The organism is Roseicyclus sp. (genome assembly GCF_018402035.1).
Classification (GTDB): Bacteria; Pseudomonadota; Alphaproteobacteria; order Rhodobacterales; family Rhodobacteraceae; genus Roseicyclus.
The window spans coordinates 49,555-66,281 of record NZ_JAGYJN010000006.1 but is presented as its reverse complement, the minus strand read 5'-3'; the positions used below and the strand labels follow the sequence as shown (position 1 = coordinate 66,281).

Below are 16,727 nucleotides of genomic sequence, written 5' to 3'. Positions count from 1 at the left end.
CGGTCAGCGCACCAGACGGGTCGGCAACATCAGATCAATCCTTCGAGATATTTCCCATAATCGGTTTTGGCGAAAAGCTTGGCGCGGGTGGCGAGGTCTTGGGCGGTGATCCAGCCGTTTTGATAGGCGATCTCCTCGGGGCTGCCGGTTTGCATGCCTTGGCGTTGTTCCAGCGTGCGCACGAAGTTGCCGGCATCAAGCAGGCTCGCGTGGGTGCCGGTATCGAGCCATGCAAAGCCCCGGCCCATGCGGCTGACTTGCAGCGCGCCATCGGCAAGGTAGCTTTCCAAAAGCGAGGTGATCTCCAACTCGCCGCGCGGCGAGGGTGTGACCGCGGCGGCGCGTTCGGGTGCCGTGCCGTCGAGGAAGTAAAGCCCCGTCACCGCGAAATGCGAGGGCGGTTTTTCCGGCTTCTCGATGATCGCGCGCACGCTGCCATCGGGGGCGAAATCGACCACGCCGTAGCGTTCGGGGTCGGCCACGCGGTAGCCAAAGACCGTGCCGCCCACAGGCTGCGCATCCGCCTCGGCCAAGAGATCAGGCAGGCCGTGGCCGAAAAAGATGTTGTCGCCCAAAACCATGGCCGAGGGCGCCCCGGCGAGGAAATCTTGTGCAAGAAGATAGGCCTGCGCCAACCCATCGGGGCTGGGCTGTTCGATATAATGCAAGGACAGGCCCCATTGGCCGCCATCGCCAAGTGTGCGGCGGAACTGGTCTTGGTCTTGCGGCGTGGTGATCACCGCGATCTCGCGGATACCGGCCAGCATCAAGACGCTCAGCGGGTAATAGATCATCGGCTTGTCGTAGATCGGCAAAAGCTGCTTCGACAGGCCCATGGTGATGGGGTAAAGCCGGGTGCCTGATCCACCGGCCAGAATGATGCCTTTGCGCGCAGTCATTGGCTAACCTCCAGATCTTTCAAGATATCGACTAGCCCCAAGCGCCAATCGGGACGGGGGATGCCAAAGGCGGCCTCGGTCGCGCGGCAATCAAGGCGCGAATTGAGCGGGCGTTTGGCTGGGGTTGGGTAAGCGCTGGTGGGGATGTCGGTAATGACGCAAGACAGGCCCGCCGCATCCATGATGGCGCGGGCGAAATCGGCCCAGGATGTCGCGGGGTTGCCCGCGAAATGATAGGTGCCGCTTTTGGCGGGGTCGGCGGCAAGCTGGTCCGCGATGCTGAGGCAGGCGGCGGCGATAGCGCGCGCGGGCGTGGGTGCGCCGATCTGATCGGCCACGACGCTGAGGTGATCGCGCGCGGCCCCAAGGCGCAGCATCGTCTTGACGAAATTCTGCCCATGCGCGGAAACGACCCAAGAAGTGCGCAAGATCGCATGCACGCCCCCCGCCGCGCGGACCCCCTCTTCGCCCAGGCATTTACTGCGCCCATAGGCCCCCAAGGGCGCGGTGGGCGCATCGGGGTGCCAAGGGCGGTCGCCCCCGCCCGCAAAGACGTAATCGGTCGAGATATGAACAAAGGGGATGCCCAAATCGGCACAAGCCCGCGCCATTGCAGCCGGGGCATCAGCGTTGATTGTGGTGGCAAGCGCCTCTTCGCTCTCGGCGCGGTCGACGGCCGTGTAGGCGGCCGCATTGATCACCGCGCGGGGGCGATGGGCATGGATTGCCGCGGCACAAGCCGCAGGATCAGACAAATCCGCCTGCGTGCGACCCAATGCAGTGACGGGTGCCAGACCGCGCAGTTCCGTAGCCACTTGGCCAGTGGTGCCGAAGACGAGGGTCTTGGTCATGCCGCAAGCCCCGGTGGCGCAAGGATCAGATCGGCGTAATCCGAGCGATTTTTCAACAGGAATTCCGGGAAACTGTCATCAAGGGGGCGCACGGCCAGCGCGGGTTGGTTCTTGCGCCCGAAAAGATCCTGATGCGCGGCTATTCTTGCCCGAAGCGTCTCGATGTCGGTGAAGCGCGGCGCATTAAATTCTTGATGCGAAAAGGCGCGTATCTTGGATGCCATATCCTCGGCGGACATGAGATAGCTGAAATGCCAACCTCCGCTCTCGATGACAGGGCGATGGAAGAGCGTTCGCGCCTCTTGGGGCGAGACCGTCATGTTACGCGCATAGGTGGCAGTGCCCCGTGCCCACTTTCCGCGATGTAAGTTCAGATAATAATAGTAGAAATCCTGCTCTACTGCCGCCAGATCATCGGATGGCAACCGCGCGAGGATCGCATCGACACAGGGTATCTCATCGACATCGAAGAACATCAGGATGTCGTTATCCTGCACATCGGACAAGCCACGCATCACGGCGTTGCGTTGATGTACCTCTGCAATCCACGGGTTCTTATTGTGGGGAGAATCAGTGACTTCGATCACGGAAATCCGATCGGCGAGATCAGACGCATTCTCTGTAATCCACTTGCGCAAGCGCAATGGTTTGCGTTGGCCAGAAAAGGTTCGGTCGGCCTCAACGATGACAAAGCGATCGACGGCGTCGCGCAAGATGTTGAACCGCAATGAAAGCAGGCGAAACTCGTTGAAAAATAGCGTGCAGTCGATCAGGCGTGCCATAATCTAACCCACCTTGCCCAACCGTTGCCCGACACCATCCCGCTCTTGCAACGCGCGCCACCAGTCTTCGTTGGCGAGATACCAATCGACGGTGCGCGCCAGCCCCTCTTCCACTGTGACCGAGGGTTGCCAGCCCAGCTCTTCGCGGATGCGGCTGGCGTCGATGGCATAGCGAAGGTCATGGCCGGGTCGGTCGGTGACGAAGGTGATCAGCCGGTCATGGGGTGCGGCCTCAGGGCGGCGTTTGTCGAGCAGCGCGCAGATCATGCGCACCAGATCGATATTGCGCCGCTCATTATTGCCGCCGATGTTGTAGCTGCGGCCCACGACCCCCTTCTCGCAAACAAGAAGCAACGCATCGGCGTGATCTTCGACATAAAGCCAATCGCGGACGTTCTCTCCCCTGCCATAGACGGGGATCGGCTTGCCCGCCAAAGCGTTCAGGATCACCACAGGGATCAGCTTTTCGGGGAAATGATAGGGTCCGTAGTTGTTCGAGCAATTGGTGACGACAACCGGCAATCCATAGGTCTCATGCCACGCGCGCACGAGATGGTCCGAGGCCGCCTTGGACGCCGAATAGGGGCTATTGGGCGCATAGGCCGTGTCTTCGGTAAAGAGCCCCTCGGCCCCCAGCGTGCCATAGACCTCATCGGTGGAGATGTGGTGAAAGCGGAACCCCTCGGGCCGACCTTCGCGAACCCAATAGGCGCGCGCGGCCTCGAGCAGCGTGTAGGTGCCAGTGATATTGGTCGCGATAAACGCGCCCGGCCCGTCGATGGACCGGTCCACATGGCTTTCGGCGGCCAGATGCATGATCGCATCGGGGCGATGTTGTGCAAGAATGCGGTCCATCGCGGCGCGGTCGCAAATATCAGCCTGTTCAAAGGCATAAAGCGGGCTGTCCACCACAGGGGCCAGATTATCGAGGCAGGCGGCATAGGTCAGCTTGTCGACATTGACGACATGATGCCCGCGCGCCACCGCCAGCCGCACCACGGCCGAGCCGATGAACCCCGCGCCCCCTGTTACCAAAAGCTTCATGATGCGCCCCCGTCATAGACAAAGGGGCTGTCGAAATCCGCAAAAGCACCCGCCACTGCATCCTTGGCTGACAAGATCGGGGAAACATCGCCCATCGCCCAATCGATGCCGATATCTGGGTCGTCCCAAGCAAGCGCCCCCTCAGTCTGGGGTGCGTAGATATCCGAACACTTATAGATGATCTCGGTATCGGGCGCGCGGGTGACAAACCCATGCGCAAAGCCCGCGGGGATCAGCAATTGCTTGCCATTCTCAAAGCTCAGCTCGATCCCGAACCAACGCCCATAGCTGGGCGAGCCACGCCGGATATCGACCGCCACATCGAACAACACCCCCCGCCCACAGCGCACCAGCTTGGCCTGCGCACGCGGCGGCGCCTGAAAATGCAAGCCCCGCACCGTGCCCGCCTGCGCCGACAGCGAGTGATTATCCTGAACGAAATCAAGCGTAATGCCATGCGCCGCCAGCTTGTCGCGGCTATAGGTCTCCGCAAAAAACCCGCGCGCATCACCAAACCGCGGCGGCGTGATCACCCGCAAATCGGGTATTCCCGTTTCCTCAACCAACATCGAAATACTTTCGCGCAGATCACGTTACAAAAGCGTATATAGACGCACGAAAGACAAAATCACGCCGCTGCCCAAGGTGCAACCGGACAAGCGCGCCGAAAGCGCGGTCATTGTGAAAATTTAGCCGAAATTTGGGACAGCGCCGGTGCAGACCCTAGGCGCTGTGCCAGTCGAAAAAGCCGGGGCCTGCGCGCTGGCGCAAGTCGCGCGCCATCTCGGCACCCAAGGCGGCAGCATCGGCGATTGCGGCTTGCCTGTCGTCGGTCAACACTTCGGACCCGTCTGGGCGCAAAATCTCGCCGCGCAACCGCAAGCGCCCCTCCGCGATCTCAGCCAAGCCTGCGATGGGGGTCTGGCATGAACCATCAAGCCCCGCCAAAAAGGCACGCTCGGCGGCCAAACGCTGACCTGTGGGAATATCATGAATCGCATCAAGCATCGCGGCCACGCGGTGATCATCGGCACGCCGTTCGATCCCGATGGCCCCTTGGGCGACAGCGGGTAGCATCTCTTCGGTCGCGATTGCGGTGCGCACCACCTCTTCCATGCCCAAACGGCGCAGCCCCGCCATCGCAAGGAAAGTGGCATCGACAACACCATCGCCCAGCTTCTTCATCCGCGTCTGCACATTGCCGCGAAACTCGACCACCGACAAATCCGGGCGGCGCGCTTTGAGCTGCGCGCGGCGGCGCAGGCTGGATGAGCCGACACAGGCCCCCTGCGGCAAAGCGGCCAAGCTGTCATGACCGAGTGAAACGAAAGCATCGCGCACATCTTCGCGCGGCAGGTAGCAATCCAAGACCAAGCCCGCTGGCTGCAACACCGGCATGTCCTTCATCGAATGGACAGCGATGTCAATTTTCCCTGACAAAAGATCATCTTCGATTTCACGGGTGAACAAGCCCTTACCGCCCAGATCCTTGAGCGGCTTGTCGGCATCGATCAAGGCGCGGTCATCGCCCATGGTCTTGATGACAACGATCTCAAAGGCCGCTTCGGGCAGATCGAAGGCCGCGCTCAGGCGGCGACGGGTTTCATGTGCCTGTGCCAGCGCCAGTGGTGAACCACGGGTTCCGATGCGAAGCGGTTGGGCGGGTGTCGGTCGATTGGTCGTCATGCGCTCTTTCTATATCTGTCAACTTGACTTGACAATCGCCTTTGGGTTGACAGACTCGGTCAGGAGGTCAATTCCTGTCCTCGAAACGACCAAAGGACAATCCCCATGTTTGATGCGCCTGCTGCTGGCCAAAAGAAACTGCTGCGCTCGCTTGCCGGTGAGGCGATGGATGTGCCGCCAGTTTGGCTGATGCGGCAAGCCGGGCGCTACTTGCCAGAGTATCGCGCGACACGGGCCGAGGCGGGGGATTTCTTGTCGCTGTGCTATAACTCGGATCTTGCGGCCGAGGTCACGCTGCAACCGATCCGCCGCTATGGATTCGATGCCTCGATCCTATTTGCCGATATCTTGCTGATCCCCGACGCGCTGGGGGCCGATCTGTGGTTTTCCACCGGCGAAGGGCCGCGGCTGTCGACGATCACAGGCCCCGAAGGGCTGAAAAAGCTCAAGGGTCGCGACGATATTCATGATCATCTGGCCCCGGTCTATGAAACGGTGCGCATCCTTGCGCGCGAATTGCCGAAAGAAACCACGCTGATCGGCTTTGCGGGCGCACCTTGGACGGTGGCCACCTACATGATCGCGGGGCGTGGCACACCCGATCAAGCGCCTGCCCATGCGCTGCGCGAAAGCGATCCTGAAACCTTTGGCGCGCTGATCGATTTGTTGACCGAGGCCACGATCGAATATCTCGATCAACAGGTTTTGGCCGGTGCCGAGGTGATCAAGATCTTCGACAGCTGGGCCGGATCGCTGAAAGGTCAGGCCTTTCATGATTTCGCGCTCGTGCCCGCGCGCCGGATCACCACCGAACTCAAGCGCCGCCATCCCGGCCTGCCGATCATCGCCTTTCCGCGCGAGGCGGGCGAGAAATACGTAGGCTTTGCCAAGGCGGTCGGTGCTGATTGTCTGGCCATCGACACAACGGTCGACCCGGCATGGGCGGCCCAACATCTGCAGCCCGACAGCTGCGTACAGGGCAATCTTGACCCCAAGCATATGATCACGGGCGGCCAAGGTTTGGTGGATGAAACCCGCCGCATCGTCGATGCCTTGAAGGGCGGGCCGCATATCTTCAACCTCGGCCATGGCATCACCCCCGAGGCTGATCCCGACAACGTGCATCTGCTGTTGGAAACCATCCGCGGCTGACCCATCACCTTGCCCAGCGGCGCGGTTGCTTGCGTATTTGGGGAAAGATGAAGGCAGGGAGAAACTTATTCAAATCCTCCTTCATCTTTCCAAAATTACGCATGACACTGCGCTGATCATCACGCGAAAGGGCCGGGATGGAACGCGCTGATTTCGCCGTTATCGGACGCGGGCTGATGGGCACGGCCTGTGCATATTATTTGGCGCAGGCAGGCTGCGATGTCGTCTTGATCGGGCCGGATGAGCCGGACGACGCACCCCGCCATGACGGCCCTTTCGGGAGTTTTCATGACGCAGGGCGGATCACGCGCGCCATCGCGCATGATCCTGTCTGGGCGCGGCTCGCGCTGCGGTCCATCGCGCGCTACGGCGCGTTGGAGCAACAAAGCGGGATCAGCTTTTTTGACCCCTGCGGTGCGATGGTGGCGGGGCCATCGGCGGGGCCAATGGCCGAGATGGCGCAAGATTTTCTGCAATGCGCGGCACTTTTGGGGCTGGACCATCAACAGATGGATGGCACCACAGTTGCAGCGCGCTACCCCTATTTCCACCTTCCCAAAGGGAGCGTTGGGGCGTTTGATCCTTTGGGCGGCGTCATCGATCCGCGCGCGATGCGCCGCGCTCATGAGGCCGTCGCGATCGCGGCAGGCGCACGGGTCATCCATGCGCCTGTGACATCCCGAGAATCAGGGCTATTGCAGCTATCGGATGGCACATCCCTACAGGCGGGTCATGTCGTGCTTTCCATGGGCGGCTGGTCGGCCATGCCCGGTCTAGGCGACGCAAGGCTTGCGATGCAGGTCTATCAGCGCACAATCTTGCTTGCGGCGGTGGATGACCGGCAGGCCGCGCATCTGGCCCGGATGCCAAGCCTGATCTTCGTGCCGGATGATCGGCACACCGATCTCTATGTTCTGCCGCCGATCCGCTACCCCGATGGGCAGCGCTACATCAAGATCGGGGGCGAGGCGACCAGCCCCATCGCGACCGAGGCCACAGCTTTGAACGCATGGTTCAAGACCGCAGGCAGCCAAGCCGCCGCCGATATTCTTCGGGGGCATTTACAAGCGTTGATGCCCGATCTGGTGATCACGCAGACCAAAACCGCCGCTTGCGCCGTCAGCTTCACGGCAAGCGGGCATCCCTATATCGGGCGGCTGGATGATGACACCACGGTGCTGACCGGCGGCAATGGGGCGGCGGCGAAATGCGCCGATGAATTGGGCAGGCTGGGGGCCGTTGCGGCCCTCGGCGGCGATGTCACCGCCGAGGGGCTTGGCGCAGATTTTGCGCCCGTGTTTACCTGACGCTCAAAAGCGGAAGTTCACCGATACGGCAGCCGTTGTTGCATCAGCCGCGAGCCCGACCAGATCGAAGCTGTCGAATTCATGATAAAGCAGTTCCGCGCCGACGCTGATCATATCGTTGACCATCATCTCATAGCCCAGACCCGCGAACCAACCATCGCTGTCCCCGACGCCGCCGCCGCTGGTTTCGGCGCGCGCCCAACCGGCCGTGCCATAAATCCAATCATCGGTCAGATCAAAGCCGCCGCGCACACCGACACGCGTCACCGCGTCCAGCGTCGCCACCCCGCCAAGATCAAGGTCAGTCGTGTCATATTGCAGGCCACCACCAAGGATGAAGTCACCGAAATCGTAATCATAATAGGCCCGCAAACCCATCATAAGGTCATTGCCCTCAAGCACCGGACCGGTGGTCGAGACATCACCATAACCCAGTTGCAGGCCGACCGATGGACCTGTCCAGTTTCTGCCGATGGCGAGGATTGGGGCAGGTTCAAGCATGACAGGCGCGGGGCCCGGTATCGTTGTTCCACCAGCGAGAGCGGGCCCAGCCGTCACGGCGGCCAGCCCTGCGGCGAAGATGAGGGAATGTTTCATAACGGGAACTCCTTGCGCTTATGTCTGTTCTGGGAATTGCAGCCTGCGCTTGGTCTGCATGCTCAAAAGCCTAAGCATGCAGACCGCGCATTCAACGCAACACACGGACACGAAGCCGAGAGTTTCCTATAGGTAGCCAGTTTCCGCCGGGTCTGGCGCTGCAAAGCGGCGAAAGCGCGCCGGATTTGCGAGCAAACCTTGCGTATTGATCGCGTCGCTTGACAGCTTTCAAGCCGTAGTCGGGCTCAGGTCCATTTCGCGATGGGCGGCAAGCTCATCAAAACCGCATTGGCATCATGCCCGGTTTCAAGCCCGAATTTCGTGCCGCGATCATAGACAAGATTGTACTCGGCATAGAGCCCGCGATGGATCAATTGCGCCTCGCGGTCATCCTCGGTCCAAGGGCTATGCCGACGCTTTTCGACCAATGGCACGAAGGCAGGCAGAAAGGCGCGACCGACATCTTGGGTAAAGGCGAAATCCGCCTCCCAATCGCCGGTGTGCAGATCGTCATAGAAAATGCCACCAACGCCGCGCGCGCGATTGCGGTGCGGGACATAGAAATACTCATCCGCCCAAGCCTTGAAGCGGTCGTAGTAATCCGGGGCATGAGGCGCGCAGTGGTCGCGCAGCACATCATGGAAATGCGCCGTATCCTCGGCATATTCGATGGCGGGGTTCAGATCGGTACCGCCACCAAACCAGCTTGCGACCGGTGTCCAGAACATGCGCGTGTTCATATGCACCGCCGGTGCATGCGGGTTGCGCATATGGGCCACAAGCGAAATCCCCGCGGCCCAGAAGGTCGGATCATCCTTTAGCCCCGACAAATCCTTGCGCGCGGCCATCGCCGCAACCGCACGCGGCCCAAGCTGTCCGTAAACCGTCGAAACATTGACCCCGACTTTCTCGAAAACGCGCCCACCGCGCATGACGCTCATCAAGCCGCCGCCGGCATCTTGCCCATCGTCGGAATGGCGCTTTGTCTGCGTGACCTCAAAGCGGCCAGCTGGCAGATCGCCGGTTTGCGTATCCTCGAGCGCCTCGAAAGCGGCAACAATCTCGTCGCGCAGGCTGCGGAACCATGCCGAGGCGCGCGTCTTACGGTCTTCAAAATTATCCTTCACGGGCAACGTCCTTTCTCATCTCGGGAAGGTTGTATCAGACCCGTTTCACTCGCGCTATGCGGTGTTTGCACAAGCTTGCATGGACCATGGCGGTGGCGGCAGCCACACAGGCCCATCGAAAGATACCGCTCAAGTCTCTGTCAGCGACCGCTTTTTTCGCAATGCCCCGTAGATTTTTGGATGGGGATCGCATAGGGTGGGATTAATCGCCGCAAAAGACGGCACCCCAAGGCAGAGCGAGCAGGCTCCGTGATACACAGATCCGCCCTTCCGGCCCTATTTGGGCTGGTTCTGATTGTTTGCGCAACCCTGATGGGCGGCGCGCTCAAGGCTGCGCCCTATGCGGCGATGGTCATGGATGCGCGCACGGGCGAAGTGCTGCATTCGCGCAACGCCGACACCCGGCTTCACCCTGCCTCGCTGACGAAAATGATGACGCTTTACGTCGCCTTCGAGGCGATCCGGCTGGGCGAGATCACGCTCGACACCCCCGTGCGGATTTCGCAGCATGCAGCCTCGGAACCGCCGTCGCGGCTGGGGCTGCGCGCTGGATCCACGATCCGGTTTCGTTACCTGATCCGTGCCGCAGCGATCCGTTCGGCCAATGACGCGGCCACCGCGATTGGCGAGGCGATTTCAGGGTCAGAAGCGGCCTTTGCCCAGCGCATGACCCGCACGGCGCAAGCGCTCGGCATGACGCGGACGACATTCCGCAATGCCCATGGCCTGACCCAAGAGGGGCATTTGTCGACCGCAAGCGACATGACCATCATGGGGCGGCGGCTCTTCTATGATTATCCGCAATACTACAATATTTTCTCTCGCCGTCAGGATGACGCAGGCATCGCCACGGTCCGCAACACCAACCGCGCGCTTCTCGAAGCCTATCGCGGCGCGGATGGGATCAAGACGGGCTACACCCGTGCAGCAGGTTTCAACCTTGTCGCCTCGGCCGAGCGGGGAAATGTGCGGGTCATCGCCACGGTTTTCGGCGGGCAATCAACGGCATGGCGCAACCAGCGCATCATGGAACTGATGGATATGGGCTTTGCGCGCGCACCAGCGCGTGCGACCGAGAGACGCCCGGCGCTCCCGACCTATGGGCCAAATAGTGGCGCTGGCGCTAGCACTGGGGAAACCGTGTTGACCTCTGGTGTCATGTCGCAATCGCTGCGCCCAACACCACGCCCGGGCACGACACAAGCACCGCGCGCGCCTGAACCCGCGCTTCTTGCCGCGATCGAAGCGGCGGTTGGCGAAGCAATCCAAGCAGCGGCGACCGAGGCGCAACCAGCGCCGCAAGCCGCACCTGATCTGCCAAGCACCAGCGCAGATGCAGAGCCAGTACCGGCCATTCAACCCTTGCCCAGACCACAGGCACAGGTCGAAACCGCCGTGACGCAATCCCTGCCCATTCCACCGCGACCCGCCGATGCGCCCGAACCGATCATCGTCGCAGGCCCGCTTGAGCCCGAGGTGATCACGCGCGCCTCCTCCAGCGGATCGCGGCTCTTTGGTGTCTCGCTTGGCCCGCAACCCTCGCATCATGCAGCCGAGCGGCTTTTGCTGCGCACCGCACTCAGCGAAATCGGCACATTCGACCAAGCCCTGCGCCGTGTGGTGCAGCGCAATGGCGGCTACGAGGCGCGCTTTCAAGGCTTGACCGAAGATCAAGCCGCGCGCGCTTGCGCCCGGCTGACAGCCCGTGCAATCCCCTGTGAACCTTTCGGCCCCGCCTCTTGATCGCTACCTGACCAAACGCTGCGACAGACCCAAGCGCGGCAGTTGCCCGGTCAACTGCGCCTCGTAGATGGCAAGGCTTTCGGTGACGCGCATGATGTAGTTGCGCGTCTCGGTGAAGGGGATGGCCTCGATCCAAAAGATCACATCATCGACGCGGCGTGGATCACCAAATCGCCCAATCCATTCATCGGCCCGGCTTGGCCCCGCGTTATAGGCAGCCGCCACCAAAACCAGATTATCACTGTAACGCCGCCCAAGCTGGGCCAGATAGCTAGCACCAATCCGCGCGTTATAGGCCGCGTCATTCAGCAGCCGTTCTTGCGAATAGGGCAGGCCGATGGCGCGCGCGGTGTCGCGGCCCGTGCCGGGCATCACCTGCATCAAGCCAAGCGCACCCGCGGGGCTGACCACGCTTGGGTCAAACTCGGATTCGCGCCGCGCAATCGCCAGCACCAAGGCCGGGGGTGCGCCCAAACCGGCATCAGCCAACGCGGGCTTGATCGGGTAATAGGGGCGCATGATCTCGTGCCCGGCCAGTGCTGCGCGCTTGGCGATCCTGAGCGCGACATGTACATCCCCGATCCCAAGCGCGAAATCGCCCAATTGCCCTGCTTCTTGCCTGCCGAGGCTTTCGGTCAAATGGGTCAAGAAACGCTCGGCGGGCCATTCCTCGCCCACCGCGAAATACAACAGCGCCGCTTGAAACACGCTTGAGCGGGTAAAGGCCGCCTGTCGCCAATCGCCATAATCCTCGCGGGCCAGAAAGGCCGGATCGACGGGCAACCCGCCACGCTCGGCGGCAAGCTGGCCATAAAAACTCGACTGGTAGCGCGCGCCGAACGCAAAGGCGCTGGCGGCAGCGGCGCGATTGCCTGCGGCCTCATGCGCGCGGCCCAGCCAATAGCCCGCCCGCCCAAGCGAGATCGGGCTTGCGACACTCCCGCGGAAGGTTTCGAAATGTCCGACGGCAACCTCGCTCCGGCCAAGGCGATAGGCACAGTAACCCGCCAGCCATTCATTCTCGGAAAAGGATGAATCCTCGCGCGCGGGATCGACATGATGACCAGCCGCATAGCGGTAACAGGTCGCAAAATCCCCATCGCGCATCACATCGCGGGCGAGATCGGCGCGTCGGTCTGCCCAAGCCAAAGGTCGGCCCAAGGCTTGGCGCGAGGCCGAGCGCTCGACCATCAGCGCGCCCGCGCTGTCCCAGTTGCCCGCCCGCATGCGCCACAAGAACCGCTCATAGGCCAGCCCCGGATGATCGGCCAATGCGGCTGGTACCGCCGCGATCAGAGCATCGACGCCGTTTTGGCGCGCGCGCAGTGCGATCCGCGCCAAGGCCAGCTTTTGCCAAGCCTCAGGCACCAAGGGCAGCATGGCGCGGGCGCGTTCTTCGGCCCCTTCCCACAAGAGGTGATCGAGGCGCGCAATATGGTGATTGCCTTGGTTGAGCACCGCACCAAATGCGGCGCGCATCCCCGCCGCCTCCTCGGCGGTCATGACAATCGAGGTCCACCCCCGGATCGCTTCCGCCTCGGCGGCGGCGCGATCACCGCGCGCCTGATAGGCCAGCGCAAGCGCGCGTGATCCCGCCCCCGTTGTCGGAAGATCAGTGGCGAAATAGGCGATCACATCGCGCGGATCGGCATTCTCGGGGATCGCGGCCTCACCTTGGGTGCGCAAAAAGGGCAGACCGGGCCAATCGGGGTTGCGCGCCAGAAAATCGCGATATTCGCGCCATTCCCCGGCGGCTGGTGCTGCGCGCAGCCGGGTCCAGCTGATGATGTCGCGCGCGACGGGGTCATTGATCCGGGCAGCCGCCTGTGTCGCGACGGCCATATCCCCTTTGGCCAGCGCATCTAATGCACGCCCAAGCGCCTCGGTCTCGGCACCGACGCGCAACGGCGCCAACAAAAGAAAAACACTCAGCAAAACCTGCCGCATTATCTGCCCTCACTGCTCTTTTGGACAGGATATGCGACATGGCGGCAGAGGCAACACACGAACTTGGCATTCTCGCGCGCCAAGGCTAGTGTCCGCCCAAATTCGCCGAGGCATGTTGCCACGGCACCGACAGCAAAAAGGATGCGTGTCATGTTCCAAGGCTCAATGCCCGCTTTGGTCACGCCGTTCACGAACGGCGCGGTGGATTTCGACGCGCTCAAACAGCTGGTGGAATGGCAGATCGCCGAAGGCTCGCACGGGTTGGTGCCGGTTGGCACGACCGGCGAAAGCCCGACGCTGACCCATGACGAACATGAGCGCGTGATCGCAGCCGTGGTTGCGACCGCCGCAGGCCGCGTTCCCGTTATCGCAGGTGCTGGCTCGAATAACACGGTCGAGGCGATCCGTTTTGTCGAATTTGCCAAGACCGTCGGTGCAAATGCCGCGTTGGTGGTGACCCCCTATTACAACAAGCCCACGCAAAAAGGGCTGATCGCGCATTTCGCGGCGCTGAACGAGATCGGTATCCCGATCATCATCTACAACATCCCGCCCCGTTCGGTGGTTGATATGCTGCCCGCCACGATGGGCGAATTGGCCAAGCTGCCCAATATCGTCGGCGTGAAGGACGCAACCGGCGATCTGAGCCGCGTTCCCAAGCAACGCATCACCTGTGGTGCGGATTTCATCCAGTTGTCGGGCGAAGATGCAACGGCTGTGGGCTTTAACGCGCAAGGCGGTGTGGGCTGCATCAGCGTGACCGCCAATGTCGCGCCCAAGCTTTGCGCCCAGATGCAGGAGGCGACACTTGCGGGTGATTACCGCGCAGCACTTTCCTATCAGGACAAGCTGATGCCGCTGCACGAGGCGATCTTTGCCGAGCCGGGGGTTTGCGGGGCGAAATACGGCCTATCGCTCTTGGGTCGCGCGCGTGAAGAGGTGCGCTTGCCGCTGACCGGCCTGTCGGATGCCACCAAGGACCAGATCGCAGCCGCAATGCGCCACGCGGGCATCTTGTGAGCCGCGAGGGCGAGATCGCCCTGCCCTTCGACCCCGCCGAACGGATCACGGCGGGGCTGAGTTTCATCGGCCATATCCGTTCGCCTTGGGGCAAAGGCACAGCGCCCAAGAACCTGCGCGCAGCCCGCGAGACGGGCCAAGCCGCGCGGATTGAATTACTGCCGGGATATGCCGCTGGTCTTTTGGGGCTAGAGGTCGGCCAAGCGATCCAACTTCTCTACTGGGTTGATCGCGGTGTGCGCGATTTGATCGTGCAGGTGCCCGGACATAGCAATGGGCCGCGCGGCACATTCGCCCTGCGCTCGCCCGTGCGGCCCAATCCGATTGCCTTGGGCACAGTCATCATCACATCGCTTGATCTTGAGGCTGGTATCATCGGGATCGACGCGACCGATGCCTATGACGGCACGCCCCTTCTCGACATCAAACCATGGATCGGCACGGTCGATGTGCCACCGGGCTGGCGGCCCGAGGCGTGAGCGCCTATATCGGCAGCCATGGCCAAGGATAACGACAATAAGAACTACAAGATCATCGCCGAAAACCGGCGGGCGCGGTTCGATTACGCGATCGAGGAAGATCTTGAGGTCGGCATCATTCTGCAAGGCTCGGAGGTCAAAAGCCTCCGCCAAGGATCGGCCAATATCGCCGAAAGCTATGCTGCCGTCGAGAATGGCGAGCTGTGGCTGGTGAATGGCTACATCGCGCCTTATGCGCAGGCCAAGACGTGGGGCCATGAAGAGCGCCGCCGCCGCAAGATGCTGGCCACCAAGCGCCAGCTGTCGCGGATGTGGAACGCGACCCAACGCCAAGGCATGACACTGGTGCCGATCGTGATGTATTTCAACGACAAGGGCTTGGTGAAGCTCAAGCTTGGCATCGCCAAAGGCAAGAAGCTGGCCGACAAGCGCGAAACCAGCGCCGAGCGCGACTGGAACCGGCAAAAGCAACGACTCTTGAAGCAGAATTGAGCCTGTCGCGAGAGCACCGCGCTATTGTGCTTGCTGCGCCTTTGGCTGGCGGTCGAGGCCTCCGGCGGGGATATTTATGAAACGAAGAAGCGCATGGGTTGGCGCAGTGATGCTTGCCTTGCAAGCGGCGGCGACGTAGGGCTGGTGCCCGGAACGACGGCCAATGCCCCGGAGGCCCCGATGGCGACAGACGACCCCAAAACACTGGTTTCGACCGCATGGCTTGCAGCGCATATAGATGATCCCGATCTGCGGATCTTAGATGCCTCTTACTACCTGCCCGATGCGGGGCGCGATGGGCGCGCGGAATATGCCGCCGCACATATCCCCGGCGCGCGCTACTTCGACATCAACGAGATTGCCGATGCGCGCAGCGCGCTGCCGCATATGGCGGCCCCGCCCGAGAAATTCATGAGCCGGTTGCGCGCCTTGGGCGTGGGCGATGGCCATCAGGTGGTGGTCTATGACGGCGCTGGCCTGTTTTCGGCGGCGCGCGTGTGGTGGAATTTCCGCCTGATGGGCAAGACCGATATCGCCGTGCTGGATGGCGGCTTTCCGAAATGGAAGGCCGAAGGACGCCCAGTCGAGGATATGGAGCCCATCATCCGCGACCGTCACATGACCGTGCAACGCCAAGCGCATTTGGTGAAAGATGTGACCCAAGTCGCCGCCGCCGCGAAACTCGGGGATTGGCAGATCGTGGATGCCCGCGCCGCCGCAAGGTTTCGCGGTGACGCGCCCGAGCCGCGCGCGGGCCTGCGCGCTGGTCACATCCCCGGATCGAAGAATGTGCATTACGCAAGCCTGCTGAATGCCGATGGGACGATGAGGGGGCTTGATGAGTTACGCGCAATCTTTGCCGCCGCCGATGTCGATGTGAACCGGCGTACGATCACCACCTGCGGCTCGGGCGTGACGGCGGCCATCGTGATGCTGGCGCTAACGCGGCTCGGCAATGCGGATGTCGCGCTTTATGACGGGTCTTGGACCGAATGGGGCCAGTTCGAACAGTTGCAGGTCGCCAAGGGATGAGCTTGATCCCCGCCGGGACCGAGGTCACCTTTCGCGTGACCTATCTGGAGATGAGCAAACGCCCCGATTGGGCGGCGCCGCGCTTGCCTGAGCATATTCGTCTTGAGCGCGCCATCGACCCGCCGGTGTGGTATTTCTTGTCGCTCTATGATGCGGTCGGTCGCGATTACGAATGGCAAGATCGCTTCGTGCAGGCCGAAGATGACCCAGCCGCGCTTCAGGGGTTTGTCCGTGATCCCGATGTGGTGATCTGGACCGCGATGGGCCATGGCTGGCCACAGGGGTTTTTCATGCTGGATTGGCGCGAGGCGGGCGTTTGCGATCTGGCCTATTTCGGGCTGGTGCCGCAAGCCGTGGGCAAAGGCTGGGGCAAGGCCCTGCTCCAGACGTCGATCCTGACCGGTTGGGCACGGGAAGGGGTCGAACGGATGACGGTCAACACCTGCACGCTCGATCATCCGCGCGCGCTGGCGCTTTATCAGAGATTGGGGTTTGCCCCCGTTTCCTATGAGGATCGGCGGCGCGTTTTGGTGCATGACCGCGATCCGGCGCAATTTGGCTAAAGGAAA

At 61.9% G+C, this 16,727-nt stretch carries 17 protein-coding genes; 8 read left to right on the top strand and 9 right to left on the bottom strand.

Features of this window, described 5'->3' with window-relative positions; genetic code table 11:
- Positions 1–29: 29 nt before the first annotated feature.
- The 6 genes from rfbA to hemC all read right to left on the bottom strand — a co-directional run bounded on the left by rfbA (position 30) and on the right by hemC (position 5,262).
- Positions 30–899, bottom strand: coding sequence for a glucose-1-phosphate thymidylyltransferase RfbA (rfbA, locus tag KG698_RS10925; protein WP_213685613.1), 870 nt, complete (start codon positions 897–899; stop codon positions 30–32).
- The gene (gene rfbD, locus KG698_RS10920) at positions 896–1,750 is read right to left on the bottom strand and encodes a dTDP-4-dehydrorhamnose reductase (RefSeq protein WP_213685612.1); all 855 of its coding nucleotides are present in this window, start codon (positions 1,748–1,750) and stop codon (positions 896–898) included. Before rfbD ends, rfbA begins: the two co-directional genes overlap by 4 nt.
- A complete protein-coding gene (locus KG698_RS10915; protein ID WP_213685611.1) occupies positions 1,747–2,532 on the bottom strand; it encodes a hypothetical protein in 786 nt (261 codons plus the stop codon). The genes rfbD and KG698_RS10915 overlap by 4 nt, the downstream gene beginning before the upstream one ends.
- Before the next feature lie 3 nt (positions 2,533–2,535).
- Positions 2,536–3,576 carry a dTDP-glucose 4,6-dehydratase gene (rfbB, locus tag KG698_RS10910; protein ID WP_213685610.1) on the bottom strand — a complete coding sequence of 347 codons (1,041 nt, stop codon included), beginning with the start codon at positions 3,574–3,576 and terminating at the stop codon, positions 2,536–2,538.
- Positions 3,573–4,145 carry a dTDP-4-dehydrorhamnose 3,5-epimerase gene (gene rfbC / locus KG698_RS10905; protein WP_213685609.1) on the bottom strand — a complete coding sequence of 191 codons (573 nt, stop codon included), beginning with the start codon at positions 4,143–4,145 and terminating at the stop codon, positions 3,573–3,575. Before rfbC ends, rfbB begins: the two co-directional genes overlap by 4 nt.
- Positions 4,146–4,299: 154 nt before the next feature.
- Positions 4,300–5,262 carry a hydroxymethylbilane synthase gene (gene hemC, locus KG698_RS10900; protein WP_213685608.1) on the bottom strand — a complete coding sequence of 321 codons (963 nt, stop codon included), beginning with the start codon at positions 5,260–5,262 and terminating at the stop codon, positions 4,300–4,302.
- 105 nt (positions 5,263–5,367) lie between these two features.
- Here hemC and hemE point away from each other — a divergent pair, with 105 nt between their 5' ends.
- Positions 5,368–6,414: a uroporphyrinogen decarboxylase gene (hemE, locus tag KG698_RS10895; protein WP_213685607.1), complete on the top strand. Its 1,047-nt coding sequence runs from the start codon at positions 5,368–5,370 to the stop codon at positions 6,412–6,414.
- Between the two features lie 137 nt (positions 6,415–6,551).
- Entirely contained in the window at positions 6,552–7,721 is a 1,170-nt protein-coding gene (locus tag KG698_RS10890; RefSeq protein ID WP_213685606.1) for an FAD-binding oxidoreductase, read from the top strand.
- Positions 7,722–7,724: 3 nt separating this feature from the next.
- On the opposite strand, the gene KG698_RS10885 is transcribed toward KG698_RS10890, so the two are convergent.
- Together KG698_RS10885 and hemF are read right to left on the bottom strand one after the other, a co-directional pair.
- Positions 7,725–8,318 (bottom strand): outer membrane beta-barrel protein, encoded by a 594-nt coding sequence (locus tag KG698_RS10885; protein ID WP_213685605.1) that lies wholly within the window; start codon positions 8,316–8,318, stop codon positions 7,725–7,727.
- Positions 8,319–8,563: 245 nt separating this feature from the next.
- Positions 8,564–9,445 carry an oxygen-dependent coproporphyrinogen oxidase gene (gene hemF, locus KG698_RS10880; RefSeq protein WP_213685604.1) on the bottom strand — a complete coding sequence of 294 codons (882 nt, stop codon included), beginning with the start codon at positions 9,443–9,445 and terminating at the stop codon, positions 8,564–8,566.
- A 312-nt stretch (positions 9,446–9,757) separates the two neighbouring features.
- Here hemF and KG698_RS10875 point away from each other — a divergent pair, with 312 nt between their 5' ends.
- Positions 9,758–11,188, top strand: coding sequence for a D-alanyl-D-alanine carboxypeptidase family protein (locus KG698_RS10875; RefSeq protein ID WP_213685603.1), 1,431 nt, complete (start codon positions 9,758–9,760; stop codon positions 11,186–11,188).
- A gap of 3 nt (positions 11,189–11,191) precedes the next feature.
- Here the strand turns inward: KG698_RS10875 and KG698_RS10870 are convergent, their stop codons facing one another.
- On the bottom strand, positions 11,192–13,135 hold the full coding sequence (locus tag KG698_RS10870) for a lytic transglycosylase domain-containing protein (protein ID WP_213685602.1): 1,944 nt from the start codon (positions 13,133–13,135) through the stop codon (positions 11,192–11,194).
- 150 nt (positions 13,136–13,285) lie between these two features.
- On the opposite strand from KG698_RS10870, the gene dapA reads away from it, so the two are divergent.
- The 5 genes from dapA to KG698_RS10845 all read left to right on the top strand — a co-directional run bounded on the left by dapA (position 13,286) and on the right by KG698_RS10845 (position 16,721).
- Positions 13,286–14,155 carry a 4-hydroxy-tetrahydrodipicolinate synthase gene (dapA, locus tag KG698_RS10865; protein WP_213685601.1) on the top strand — a complete coding sequence of 290 codons (870 nt, stop codon included), beginning with the start codon at positions 13,286–13,288 and terminating at the stop codon, positions 14,153–14,155.
- Positions 14,152–14,634 (top strand): TrmO family methyltransferase, encoded by a 483-nt coding sequence (locus tag KG698_RS15845; protein WP_213685600.1) that lies wholly within the window; start codon positions 14,152–14,154, stop codon positions 14,632–14,634. The genes dapA and KG698_RS15845 overlap by 4 nt, the downstream gene beginning before the upstream one ends.
- 18 nt (positions 14,635–14,652) lie before the next feature.
- Positions 14,653–15,126: an SsrA-binding protein SmpB gene (smpB, locus tag KG698_RS10855; RefSeq protein WP_213685599.1), complete on the top strand. Its 474-nt coding sequence runs from the start codon at positions 14,653–14,655 to the stop codon at positions 15,124–15,126.
- Positions 15,127–15,306: 180 nt separating this feature from the next.
- The gene (sseA, locus tag KG698_RS10850; RefSeq protein WP_213685732.1) at positions 15,307–16,158 is read left to right on the top strand and encodes a 3-mercaptopyruvate sulfurtransferase; all 852 of its coding nucleotides are present in this window, start codon (positions 15,307–15,309) and stop codon (positions 16,156–16,158) included.
- The gene (locus KG698_RS10845; RefSeq protein ID WP_213685598.1) at positions 16,155–16,721 is read left to right on the top strand and encodes a GNAT family N-acetyltransferase; all 567 of its coding nucleotides are present in this window, start codon (positions 16,155–16,157) and stop codon (positions 16,719–16,721) included. Before sseA ends, KG698_RS10845 begins: the two co-directional genes overlap by 4 nt.
- Positions 16,722–16,727: the final 6 nt, after the last annotated feature.

Bases quoted from the DNA above. Each gene is read 5' to 3' on its own strand.
- rfbA (WP_213685613.1), bottom strand. From the start codon at position 899: ATGACTGCGCGCAAAGGCATCATTCTGGCCGGTGGATCAGGCACCCGG.
- rfbD (WP_213685612.1), bottom strand. From the start codon at position 1,750: ATGACCAAGACCCTCGTCTTCGGCACCACTGGCCAAGTGGCTACGGAA.
- KG698_RS10915 (WP_213685611.1), bottom strand. From the start codon at position 2,532: ATGGCACGCCTGATCGACTGCACGCTATTTTTCAACGAGTTTCGCCTG.
- rfbB (WP_213685610.1), bottom strand. From the start codon at position 3,576: ATGAAGCTTTTGGTAACAGGGGGCGCGGGGTTCATCGGCTCGGCCGTG.
- rfbC (WP_213685609.1), bottom strand. From the start codon at position 4,145: ATGTTGGTTGAGGAAACGGGAATACCCGATTTGCGGGTGATCACGCCG.
- hemC (WP_213685608.1), bottom strand. From the start codon at position 5,262: ATGACGACCAATCGACCGACACCCGCCCAACCGCTTCGCATCGGAACC.
- hemE (WP_213685607.1), top strand. From the start codon at position 5,368: ATGTTTGATGCGCCTGCTGCTGGCCAAAAGAAACTGCTGCGCTCGCTT.
- KG698_RS10890 (WP_213685606.1), top strand. From the start codon at position 6,552: ATGGAACGCGCTGATTTCGCCGTTATCGGACGCGGGCTGATGGGCACG.
- KG698_RS10885 (WP_213685605.1), bottom strand. From the start codon at position 8,318: ATGAAACATTCCCTCATCTTCGCCGCAGGGCTGGCCGCCGTGACGGCT.
- KG698_RS10875 (WP_213685603.1), top strand. From the start codon at position 9,758: ATGGGCGGCGCGCTCAAGGCTGCGCCCTATGCGGCGATGGTCATGGAT.
- KG698_RS10870 (WP_213685602.1), bottom strand. From the start codon at position 13,135: ATGCGGCAGGTTTTGCTGAGTGTTTTTCTTTTGTTGGCGCCGTTGCGC.
- dapA (WP_213685601.1), top strand. From the start codon at position 13,286: ATGTTCCAAGGCTCAATGCCCGCTTTGGTCACGCCGTTCACGAACGGC.
- smpB (WP_213685599.1), top strand. From the start codon at position 14,653: ATGGCCAAGGATAACGACAATAAGAACTACAAGATCATCGCCGAAAAC.
- sseA (WP_213685732.1), top strand. From the start codon at position 15,307: ATGGCGACAGACGACCCCAAAACACTGGTTTCGACCGCATGGCTTGCA.
- KG698_RS10845 (WP_213685598.1), top strand. From the start codon at position 16,155: ATGAGCTTGATCCCCGCCGGGACCGAGGTCACCTTTCGCGTGACCTAT.